7 protein-coding genes are annotated in these 11,829 nt (G+C 61.0%); 1 reads left to right on the top strand and 6 read right to left on the bottom strand.

Going from position 1 to position 11,829, the window contains the following annotated elements; all coding sequences use genetic code 11:
• The 4 genes from tuf to rpsL all read right to left on the bottom strand — a co-directional run.
• Window positions 1-1,019: elongation factor Tu (gene tuf / locus VJ464_01870; GenBank protein ID HKQ03851.1), on the bottom strand; the 1,019-nt coding region annotated here is incomplete at its 3' end.
• A 64-nt stretch (window positions 1,020-1,083) separates the two neighbouring features.
• Window positions 1,084-3,183 (bottom strand): elongation factor G, encoded by a 2,100-nt coding sequence (fusA, locus tag VJ464_01875; GenBank protein ID HKQ03852.1) that lies wholly within the window; start codon window positions 3,181-3,183, stop codon window positions 1,084-1,086.
• A gap of 88 nt (window positions 3,184-3,271) precedes the next feature.
• On the bottom strand, window positions 3,272-3,745 hold the full coding sequence (gene rpsG / locus VJ464_01880; GenBank protein HKQ03853.1) for a 30S ribosomal protein S7: 474 nt from the start codon (window positions 3,743-3,745) through the stop codon (window positions 3,272-3,274).
• A gap of 78 nt (window positions 3,746-3,823) precedes the next feature.
• Window positions 3,824-4,222 (bottom strand): 30S ribosomal protein S12, encoded by a 399-nt coding sequence (rpsL, locus tag VJ464_01885; GenBank protein HKQ03854.1) that lies wholly within the window; start codon window positions 4,220-4,222, stop codon window positions 3,824-3,826.
• 624 nt (window positions 4,223-4,846) lie between these two features.
• On the opposite strand from rpsL, the gene VJ464_01890 reads away from it, so the two are divergent.
• On the top strand, window positions 4,847-5,446 hold the full coding sequence (locus VJ464_01890; protein HKQ03855.1) for a hypothetical protein: 600 nt from the start codon (window positions 4,847-4,849) through the stop codon (window positions 5,444-5,446).
• 218 nt (window positions 5,447-5,664) lie between these two features.
• Here the strand turns inward: VJ464_01890 and rpoC are convergent, their stop codons facing one another.
• Window positions 5,665-9,894 carry a DNA-directed RNA polymerase subunit beta' gene (rpoC, locus tag VJ464_01895; GenBank protein HKQ03856.1) on the bottom strand — a complete coding sequence of 1,410 codons (4,230 nt, stop codon included), beginning with the start codon at window positions 9,892-9,894 and terminating at the stop codon, window positions 5,665-5,667.
• Between the two features lie 102 nt (window positions 9,895-9,996).
• On the bottom strand, window positions 9,997-11,829 hold a 1,833-nt coding region (rpoB, locus tag VJ464_01900; protein HKQ03857.1), incomplete at its 5' end, for a DNA-directed RNA polymerase subunit beta.

Genomic DNA, 11,829 nt, shown 5'->3' on the forward strand with positions numbered 1-11,829 from the left:
GTCACGTCCGTCGTCCGAAAATAAAACTGCGGCCGGTACCCGCTGAAAAACGGCGTGTGCCGCCCGCCCTCTTCCTTCGTCAGCACGTACACTTCCGCCTTGAACTTCGTGTGCGGGTTGATGCTCCCGGGCTTCGAGATCACCTGCCCCCTCTCGATCTCCTTGCGGTCCACGCCCCGCAGCAGCAGCCCCACGTTGTCGCCTGCCATCCCGCTGTCGAGCAGCTTCTTGAACATCTCCACCCCGGTCACCACCGTCTTGCGCGTCGGCTTGATCCCGACGATCTCCACCTCCTCGCCCACCTTCACCTGCCCGCGCTCGATCCTCCCCGTCGCCACCGTGCCCCGGCCACTGATCGAGAAGATGTCTTCGACCGGCATCAAAAACGGCTTGTCTACTTCTCTGGCCGGCTGCGGTATGTAGGTGTCCACCGCTTCCATCAACTCATCGATCTTCTTCTCCCATTCGGCTTCGCCGTTGAGCGCACCCAGGGCCGACCCCCGCACAATCGGGATCTCGTCGCCGGGGAACTGATAGCTCGACAGCAGCTCGCGGACTTCCAACTCCACCAGGTCTAAGAGCTCCGGGTCGTCCACGGCGTCCACCTTGTTCATAAAGACGACCATGGCCGGGACGCCGACCTGGCGCGCCAAAAGGATGTGCTCGCGGGTCTGCGGCATGGGGCCGTCGGTGGCGGCGACGACCAGGATGGCGCCGTCCATCTGCGCCGCGCCGGTGATCATGTTCTTGATGTAGTCGGCGTGGCCCGGACAATCCACATGGGCATAATGGCGATTGGCGGTTTCGTATTCGACGTGGGCCGTGGCAATCGTGATGCCGCGGGCTTTCTCTTCCGGAGCGTTATCGATGGAGTCGAATGAGCGGAAGGTGATCTTGGGGTTGTGCTTGGCCAGGACCTTGGTGATGGCGGCCGTCAAGGTCGTCTTGCCGTGATCGATGTGGCCGATGGTGCCGACGTTGACGTGCGGCTTGCTGCGATCAAACTTCTCTTTTGCCATTTTGTTTCTAGCTCCTTTTTCCGCAAGCGGCGAAGCGCGCCGTTTGCCTGAGATGGAAAAATAATTACCTGCCGGTGCCTTTCACCTTGGCAATAACTTCTTCGCGCACGCTGCGCGGCGCTTCTTCATAACGATGGAAGTGCATCGTGTAGGTCGCGCGGCCCTGCGTCGCCGAGCGCAGGTCAGTCGAATAACCGAACATCTCTGACAGCGGCACCAACGACGTGATGACCTGCGTGCCGGGGCGCGAGTTGATGCTTTCGATGCGACCGCGACGCGAGTTGATGTCGCCGGTAATTGCGCCCATGTACTCTTCGGGCGCGACGACTTCAACCTTCATAATCGGCTCAAGCAGAATCGGCGCGGCTTTCGCGGCAGCATCCTTGAAGGCCATCGAGCCGGCGATCTTGAAGGCCATCTCCGAAGAGTCCACTTCGTGATAGCTGCCGTAGTGCAGCGTCGCCTTCACGTCAACCATCTCGTAGCCGGCCAGCACGCCGCCTTCGAGGGCTTCTTTAATGCCCTCCTCGACCGGCTTGATGTATTCGCGCGGGATGACGCCGCCGACAATGGCGTTGACGAACTCGAAACCAACGCCCGGCTCCGATGGCTCGATCTTGACTTCGGCGTGGCCGTACTGGCCGCGGCCGCCGGTCTGGCGCACGAACTTGCCGACGCCCGGCGCCGCCTTGGTGATCGTCTCGCGGTAAGCGACCTGCGGGCGACCGACGTTGGCATCAACGCCGAACTCGCGCTTGAGGCGATCCACGATGATCTCAAGGTGCAGCTCGCCCATCCCCGATATGATCGTCTGGCCAGTCTCTTGATCGGTCGCGACCTTGAAGCTCGGGTCTTCGGCGGCCAGTCGCTGAAGCCCAATCCCCAGCTTCTCTTGATCCTGGCGGGTCTTCGGCTCGATGGCCTGAGCGATGACCGGCGCCGGAAATTCGAGCGCTTCAAGAATGATCGGACGCGACTCTTCACAGATCGTGTCGCCAGTCGTCACCTGCTTGATGCCGGCGACGGCGACGATCTCGCCCGCGGCAGCGGCTTCAATGTCTTCGCGCTTGTTCGCATGCATGCGCATGATGCGCCCGACGCGCTCTTTCGTGCCGCGCGTCGAGTTCAGCGCGTACGAGCCCGACTTGAGCGTGCCCGAATAGATGCGCACGAACGAAAGCTGGCCGACGTGCTTGTCCGCCATGATCTTGAAGACGAGCCCCGAAAACGGATCTTTCGGATCGGGACGGCGCTCTTCTTCTTCGTTGGTCTTGGGATTGACCCCAACCACCGCGGAGACATCGAGCGGGCTGGGCAGGTAATCCACGACGGCGTCAAGCAACGGCTGCACGCCTTTATTCTTGAAGGCCGAGCCGGCGACGACCGGCACCAGCTTGAGCGCGATGGTCTCGCGGCGCAGGGCGGCGCGAATCTCGTCTTCGCTAATCTCTTCACCACTGAGATACTTTTCAGCGATCTGGTCGTCGACATCGGCGAGCGCTTCGATCATCTTCTCGCGCGCGGCCTCGGCGGCGTCGCGCAAGTCCGCCGGAATATCGACGACGTCCGGCTCTGCGCCCTTGTCTTCTTTCTTGTAGATGATGGCGCGCATGGTCACGAGATCAACGATGCCCTGGTGCTGATCTTCGGCGCCGATGGGAAATTGAATCGCCACCGGGTTGGCGCTCAAGCGGTCGCGCATCGTTTGAATGGCGTGCTCGAAGTCGGCGCCGGGACGATCCATCTTGTTAATGAACGCGATGCGCGGCACGTTATACTTGTCGGCCTGACGCCAGACGGTTTCCGACTGCGGCTGCACGCCGGCGACGGCGTCAAAGACGGCAACCGCGCCGTCGAGGACGCGCAGGCTGCGCTCGACTTCGATGGTGAAGTCAACGTGGCCCGGCGTGTCAATGATGTTGATCCGGTAATCTTCGTTATCGCGCGGCCAGAAGCAGGTCGTGGCGGCAGATGTAATCGTGATGCCGCGCTCCTGTTCCTGCTCCATCCAGTCCATAACAGCGGTGCCTTCGTGCACTTCGCCGATCTTGTACGAGACGCCCGTGTAATAGAGAATACGCTCGGTCGTCGTCGTCTTGCCCGCGTCAATGTGGGCCATAATTCCGATGTTGCGGAATCGTTGTAACGCTACTTGCTTCGACATAATCCTACAGTGACAGGTGACAAGTGACGAGTGACAAGAAAGAACGATTCATCTTGTCACTCGTGACTTGTCACCGGTCACGCTCCCCTTACCACCGATAATGCGCGAACGCCTTGTTGGCGTCGGCCATGCGGTGCGTGTCATCCTTCTTCTTGATGGCGTTGCCGCGGTTATTGGCGGCGTCCAAAATCTCGCCGGCGAGCCGGTCAACCATGGTCTTCTCGCCGCGTCCGCGCGAGTAAGAGATCAGCCAGCGAATGGCCAGACTGTTGCCGCGCGTCTTCTGGTCAACTTCAATCGGCACCTGATAGGTCGAGCCGCCGACGCGGCGCGATTTGACTTCGACCTTCGGTTTGAGGTTGTCCATAGCCTTCTTGAACACCTTGAGCGGGTCTTCCTGCGTCTTCTCTTGAATCTGCGTCATCGCCGCATAGAAGATGCCCTCGGCCACTATCTTCTTGCCGCCCCACATCAACGAGTTGATGAACTTCGTCACCATCGTCGAGTTATAGATGGGATCGGGCAGAACCTCGCGTTTCGCTGCTACTCGTCTTCTTGGCATAGTTTTCTCAAGTGCTGAATGATGAATGATGCGTGATGAGTCAGGCAGTGCGGCTCATCACCTTCGACTCGTCACTCTTTACTTCTTCTTCGCCGGCGCGGCGGCTTCCTTGGGCCGCTTGGCGCCGTACTTCGAGCGTCCTTGCTTGCGGTTAGCGACGCCGACCGCATCGAGCGTGCCGCGCACGACGTGATAGCGCACGCCGGGCAAGTCTTTGACGCGGCCGCCGCGGATCAGGACGATGGAGTGTTCTTGCAGGTTATGGCCGATGCCCGGGATGTAGGTCGTGACCTCGATCTGGTTGGTCAGACGCACACGGGCGACCTTGCGCAGCGCCGAGTTCGGCTTCTTGGGCGTCTGGGTGTAGACGCGTGTGCAGACGCCGCGCTTCTGCGGGCAGGACTGCAAGGCCGGGCTCGAAGTTTTGTATTTGACGTTTTGACGTCCTTTGCGAACTAACTGGTTCAGTGTCGGCACGCTCTAGCTCCTTCTCACACGAACAGGCTCGAAGCCCTGTCAATCGGAATAACCTGAGGAAGGCGACAGCCTCCTCGAAAGGATGAAAGCGCAAGCCGCCAAGACGGCAGATCGCCGCTCTCTGTCCCATGTCGGGTTTAAAGCTTCGATTAGCGGGGACGTTCTGACAAGCTGCTGCGGATGCGGCCTCCCCGTGGCCCAACTTTTCTGTGGCGTGAGCGCGGTGTACTGCTTGCCAGTCGGGAAGCCGGCGTGCGAGCCGCTTCCTTTTACGCCACAATAACGTTTATTCCGTCTCCGGTTTCAAGCTTCACCACGCCTCCGCGGCATCAGAACCAAAAAGCGTGGTTACTCCAAACGACAAACTATACCGGCACGAGATTTCTTTGTCAACCCTGGCGCAGCGCCCCTCGCGGGCGCGGGCGACATGCCGCGGATGGCCCGTGACAAATTTCCGCAGCCGTTACCAAAAATCGGAACCCGGCGGTCAGGTCTTGCGGCGCTGACCGGCGAAATTTGTGAAAAACGGGTGGTGATATTCCCTAAAAAGGGTGCGGCCGCAGTGGCGAGCGGCTGGCCCAAGGACTGCTAGTGTAAGCCGATTTCTGCTGCGAGGATTATCTTATGAAATGTCCGAGATGCCACGGTGAAGTGCCGACTGAAGCCCTGCGTTGTCCCGATTGCAAGCTCGCCAAGCCAAAGTCGCTGATTGTTAAGAGCGACAAAAAGAAAGATTTGGCCAAGAAAGATTCGTCCAAAGCAGACGGCAAGCGCCAGGGCACACATGCCCGTAAACCTCGCCGCAAGCCTGAAAGAAAGCTGCCCAAATGGGTCAGCATAGCGGCGGGCGCCTTATGCGCCGTGCTGGTCGCCGCAGTCGGCGTTTATGTCTACCTGTACTTCGCCAATGCGCCCGGCGAGATTGACCCGCATCTGGCGCAGCCGGCCATGCAGAGGCTTCGTCAAATGCCCTCCCGGCAGGCCAACCTGACCGTAGACCAATACTTGAGCCAGGAGCTTGAGAAATCGCGCCGCGTCGGTAACCTCGCCAGCGTTCAGGGGTGGACGCTGCGGCCCGTGAAAGGCTCGAGTTCGAAAATGCTGATCGCCTTCTCGTTTCAGGAGCGCGACAACACCGAGCGCCGCGCCGAATGGCTGGCCGACCTGACGCACGACACCTTCACGCCGCAGACCGAGCTGGCGACCAACGCCTGTAAGCCTTAATTCGACATTATTTGAAGTTAGCTACCGGTGACCCTATAGCAGTTTTTGATTGAGTTTGCCCTGTAGCGCAATGCGGTTAGATTGCGCGAGTCCGGGCGCAATCTAACCCATTGCGCTACATCCAGAAAAAGAAAGGGATGGGGAGAACGACGTTGCGCCGTCTCTCCATCCCTTTTTGCTGCCGATATCAGGCAAGCCAACGGCCTGCCTGGCGATGATTAATCGCCGACTTCCTTGGCTTCGGCCTTCAAGGCGTCCGCCGCCGGCAATTCTTCTTCGTAGAAGTCTTCGACATCTGCCGTCTGATCCGGCTCCAGGCGCATGCTGCGGTAGAACTCCATGCCGGTGCCGGCAGGAATCAGCCGGCCCATGATGACGTTCTCCTTCAGGCCGCGCAGGTAGTCCACCTTGCCGCTGATCGCCGCTTCCGTCAGCACGCGGGTCGTCTCCTGGAATGACGCCGCCGAGATGAACGACTCAGTCGAAAGCGACGCCTTGGTGATGCCGAGCAGCAAAGGTTCGGCCTGCGCCGGCTGCCCGCCTTCGGCAATCACGCGCTCGTTTTCGTCCTGGAAGCGGAAGCGATCCACCATGTCTTCGAGCAAGAACTCGGTGTCGCCGACTTCCTTGATTCGCACCCAGCGCAGCATCTGGCGGACGATCACTTCGATGTGCTTGTCGTTGATGTTGACGCCTTGCAGACGATAGACCTCTTGAATCTCATTCACGAGGTAACGCTGCAACTCCTCGATACCGCGCACCGCCAGAATGTCATGCGGGTTGAGCGGCCCGTCCATCAGCGGCTCGCCGGCGCGCACAATGTCGCCTTCTTGCACGTTGATGTGAGTGCCGCGCGGGATCGAATACTCGCGCTTCTCGCCGTCCGCCGCCTCGACGATGACCTTGCGCTGACCTTTGGCGATTGGCCCGAATTTGATCGTGCCGTCAATCTCGGTCATCACTGCCGTCTCGCGCGGCTTGCGCGCTTCGAACAGCTCGACAACGCGCGGCAGACCGCCGGTGATGTCTTTGGTCTTCGTCGTTTCGCGCGGAATCTTGGCGATGATGTCGCCCGGCGCCACCCGCACGTGCTCCTTCTCCTCCTGCTTGCGCTCGCCCGCGCCGCCGTGCTTCTTCTTCCACTCGTCGTAATCGGCGACCAGCAGGTTGGCGCGCACAGGCATCTGGTAGGTCTTCAGCACCTTGTTCTTTTCGTCGCGGATTTCGATGCGCGGCTGGCGCTTCTCGTCCGGCGAATCAACGACCACCAGATGCGACAGGCCGGTCACTTCGTCAACTTCTTCCTTGACCGTCAGCCCTTCGGTCAAGTCTTTGAAGTGCACGATGCCTTCGACCTCTGTGAGGATGGCGAACGTGAACGGATCCCACTCGGCCAGCTCCTGTCCTTCTTCGACCACCTGGCCGTCGGTGACTTTGAGCGTCGCGCCGTAGACGATCTGATAGCGCGAAGTCTCGCGCCCGCGCTCGTCAATCAGCACGATTGAGCCGTTGCGATTCATGGCCACGAGGTCGCCCTCGCGGTTGCGCACCGTGCGCAGGTCTTCGAACTTCACCGTGCCGCCGGTCTTCGCCTCGTGCTTGGTGATTTCGCTGACCCCGCCGGCGACGCCGCCGATGTGGAACGTGCGCATGGTCAACTGCGTGCCCGGTTCGCCAATCGACTGCGCCGCGATGACGCCGACCGCTTCGCCCAGTTCGACGACGCGGCCCGTCGCCAGGTTGCGACCGTAGCACTTGATGCAGACGCCGCGGCGCGATTCGCAGGTCAGCACAGAGCGGATGCGGACGCGCTCGATGCCGCCGGCGCGTTGAATCTGCGCCGCCAGGTCTTCGGTGATCTCCTCGTTGAGCGGCACCAGCACTTCGCCGGTGATCGGATCGGTCACGTCCACCAGCGCCACGCGCCCGATGATGCGGTCACGCAGAGATTCAATCTCCTCGCCGCCTTCGACGATGGCCGTCGCGACGATGCCGCGTAACGTGCCGCAGTCGTATTCGGTGAGAATCACGTCCTGCGCCACGTCAACCAGGCGGCGCGTCAGGTAGCCCGAATCGGCGGTCTTGAGCGCCGTGTCCGCCAAGCCCTTGCGCGCGCCGTGCGTCGAGATGAAGTACTGCAAGACGTTCAGCCCTTCGCGGAAGTTGGCGCGGATGGGCGCCTCGATGATTTCGCCCGAAGGCTTGGCCATCAGGCCGCGCATGCCGGCGAGCTGGCGAATCTGTTGCTTCGACCCTCGCGCGCCGCTGTTAGCCATAACCAGGATCGGGTTCAACTCGCCCGACTCGCGCTCGGCGCGATCCATCTCGTCGAACATGGCGCTGGCGACGCGCTCGGTGACATCCGACCAGATGGCGATGACCTTGTTGTAGCGCTCGCCGTTGGTGATGATGCCTTCCTTGTACTGATTCTCGATCTCGGCAACATCGTTCTGCGCCTGCAACACCAGGCCGGCTTTCGCCGGCGGCGTCACCAGATCGTCAATGCCAATCGAGATGCCGGCGCGCGTCGCGTAGAGGAAGCCGACGTCCTTGAGCCGGTCGAGCAGCTTGACGGTCTCGGCGTGACCCTGCCGCAAGTGGCAATAGTTGACCAGCGACTGCAAGCCCTTCTTCTTCAGGTTGCCGTTGATGTAGGGCATGGTTGCGCCGAGCGCGTCGTTGAAGATGACGCGACCGACGGTCGTATCGATCACACGGTTCTGCACCTTGCGCAAGGTGGCGCGGATGATGTCTTGATCGTCGCGCTCACTCTGCAAATCGATCAGCTCGCCCGAATACATCAGCTTGATCGGCGTCTGCGTGTGAACCTCGCCGCCATCGAGCGCCAATATCACTTCGTCGGAGGTGGCGAACTTGCGGCCCGCGAATTTGTCGTCCTTCTTCGCCGTCGTCAGGTAATAGCACCCCAGGACGATGTCCTGCGTCGGCACGGCGATGGGCTGACCGTTGGCCGGGCTCAGAATGTTGTTCGACGCCAGCATCAGCACGCTGGCTTCGACCTGCGCTTCGGGCGACAGCGGAATATGCACAGCCATCTGGTCGCCGTCAAAGTCGGCGTTAAACGCCGTGCAGACGAGCGGGTGAATCTTGATGGCCTTGCCTTCGACCAGCACCGGCTCGAACGCCTGAATGCCTAAGCGGTGCAGCGTCGGCGCGCGGTTGAGCAACACCGGATGTTCTCTAATTACCTCTTCGAGAATGTCCCAGACCACCGACTCCTGGCGCTCGACCATCTCCTTGGCCTGCTTGATCGTCGCGGCGTAGCCTTTCTTTTCAAGCAGGTTGTAGATGAACGGCTTGAACAGCTCAAGCGCCATCTTCTTCGGCAGACCGCACTGATGCAGCTTGAGCTCGGGGCCGACGACGATCACCGAGCGGCCCGAATAGTCAACGCGCTTGCCGAGCAGGTTCTGGCGGAAACGGCCTTGCTTGCCCTTGAGCGTGTCCGACAGCGATTTGAGCGGGCGGTTGTTCGCCCCGCGCAGCACGCGGCCACGACGCCCGTTGTCAAACAGCGCGTCTACGGCTTCCTGAAGCATGCGCTTTTCGTTGCGCACGATGACTTCAGGCGCTTTCAGCTCGATGAGCTTCGACAGGCGGTTGTTGCGGTTGATGACGCGGCGATACAGGTCATTCAAATCGCTGGTCGCAAAGCGGCCGCCATCGAGCGGCACGAGCGGCCTCAGCTCAGGCGGGATGACCGGGATCACGTCGAGGATCATCCAGTCCGGGTGGTTGCCCGAGCGGCGGAAGGCGTCAACGACCTTCAGCCGCTTGGAGTACTTCAGCTTCTTCTGCTGCGAAGTCTCGTCCTTCATCTTCTGGCGCATCTCGGTCGCCAGATTGTCCACGTCAACGCGGCGCAGGTGTTCCTTGATGGCCTCGGCACCCATCTTCGCGGTGAAGCGGCCGGCGTTCTCCGACATCAACTGCCGGTAGCGCTCTTCGGTGAGCAGGTCTTTCTCCTTTAGCTCGGCCACGTCGCCGGGATCAATGACGATGTAGGACTCGAAGTAGAGCACCTTCTCGAGCTCGCGCAGCGGGATGTCGAGCAGGTGGCCGATGCGCGACGGCAGGCCCTTGAAGAACCAGACGTGCGAGCAGGGCGAGGCCAGCTTGATGTGGCCCAGGCGCTCGCGGCGGACTTTCGACTGCGTGACTTCGACGCCGCACTTGTCGCAGACGACGCCGCGGTGCTTCATGCGTTTGTACTTACCGCACAAGCACTCCCAGTCGGTGACCGGCCCGAAGATTTTGGCGCAGAACAACCCGTCGCGCTCAGGCTTGAACGTGCGGTAGTTGATCGTTTCCGGCTTGGTCACTTCGCCGTGCGACCACGATAGAATCTTCTCCGGTGAAGCCAGACTGATTCGAATCGCCTCAAAGTCAGGTGCCAGGTTCGTCTTCTGTTCGTGAGTTCTAAACATTACGTTCACCTTCCTCTGTTACGATTTTGGATTTTAGATTTTGGATTAAGAGAGCGGGCGTTCGCCCGTCCCCCAATCCAAAATCGGCAATCCAAAATCCCATTACTCGGTTACCACTTCCTCTTCTTCGCTGCGGCGCATCAGCTCAACGTCCAGGCAGAGCGACTGAAGCTCGCGGATCAGGACGTTGAATGACTCGGGCACGCCGGGGTCGAAGTCGGCTTCGCCTTTGACAATCGCTTCGTAAATCTTCGAGCGGCCCGCCACGTCGTCGGACTTGGCAGTCAGCAGCTCTTGCAGGATGTGCGCCGCGCCGTAGGCTTCCAGCGCCCAGACTTCCATTTCGCCGAAGCGCTGGCCGCCGAACTGCGCCTTGCCGCCAAGAGGCTGCTGCGTGATGAGCGAGTATGGCCCAATCGAGCGGGCGTGAATCTTGTCATCGACCAGATGCGACAGCTTCATCATGTAGATGTAGCCGACCGTCACCTTCTGCTCGAACGCGTCGCCCGTCATGCCGTCGAACAAGTTCGTCTTGCCCGAGGTCGGCAGGCCGGCGTATTCGAGCAGCCGCTTGATGTCGTTCTCGCGCACGCCGTCGAAGACCGGCGAGGCGAACGGGATGCCTTCGACCAGCAGCCGCGCGTGGTCAATGAGGTCGGCGTCGGCCATCGCCGCGAAACGCTCCTGCTGCTCGGGCAGCACGAAAACGTCCTTATAGATTTTGCGTATGCGTTCGGCGCGCGACTCGTCCGAGAGCAGGTCGCTGAGCATCTGGCCGATGCTCTTCGACGCCCAGCCGAGGTGCGTTTCGAGAATCTGGCCGACGTTCATACGCGAAGGCACGCCGAGCGGGTTCAGCACGATCTCCACGGGCGTCCCGTCGGGCAGGTAAGGCATGTCCTCGACCGGCAGGATGCGCGCGATGACGCCCTTGTTACCGTGGCGGCCCGCCATCTTGTCGCCGACCGACAGTTTGCGCTTCATGGCGACGAAGACCTTGACCATCTTGATGACGCCCGGCGGCAGCTCGTCGCCCTTCTTCAGCTTCTCGACGTTCTCGCTGTGAAGCTGCTGCTGGACTTTGATCTGGCGCTCGGTGCGGCGCTCGATCTCGGCGATCTCGGCCTGCACGTCAATGCGTGCGTTGGCGATCTCGACCTTGCGCAGCGCGCCGAACTCGACGCCCTCAAGCTCCTCGCGCGTCAGCTTGGTGCCCTTCGCGAGCAGCTTCTTGCTCTTGTAGACGAGGTCTTCGGCCAGCCGCTGGCCTTCGAGCAGCTCGTAGATGCGCTTGTTGCGCTCGTCTTCGAGGATGCGCGTCTCGTCGCGGAGGTTCTTTTCGAGCTTCTCCTCTTCGGCGCGCTCGATGGCGAGCGAGCGCTCGTCCTTCTCCGCGCCCTTGCGTGTGAAGACCTTCACGTCAACGACGATGCCGTCGATGCCCGGCGGGCAGGTCAGGCTGGCGTCGCGCACGTCGCCGGCCTTCTCGCCGAAGATGGCGCGCAGCAGCTTCTCTTCCGCCGTCAACTGCGTCTCGCCCTTGGGCGTGACTTTGCCGACCAGGATCGAGCCCGGCTTGACGTAAGCGCCGATGCGAATGATGCCCGAATCGTCGAGGTCGCGCAGCGCCGACTCCGACACGTTCGGGATGTCGCGCGTGATCTCTTCCGGCCCAAGCTTGGTGTCGCGCGCTTCGACTTCGAGTTCTTCGATGTGGATCGAAGTGAATGAGTCTTCCTTGACCAGCTTTTCGCTGACCAGGATGGCGTCCTCAAAGTTGTAGCCGCGCCACGGCATGAAGGCGACCAGCACGTTGCGGCCCAGCGCCAGCTCGCCGAGTTGCGTGCAAGGCCCGTCGGCGATCACGTCGCCCTTCTTGACGCGCTGGCCCTCGCGCACAATCGGCTTCTGGTTGATGCAGGTGTTCTGGTTCGA

It is taken from the genome of Blastocatellia bacterium (genome assembly GCA_035275065.1).
GTDB lineage: Bacteria > Acidobacteriota > Blastocatellia > UBA7656 > UBA7656 > DATENM01.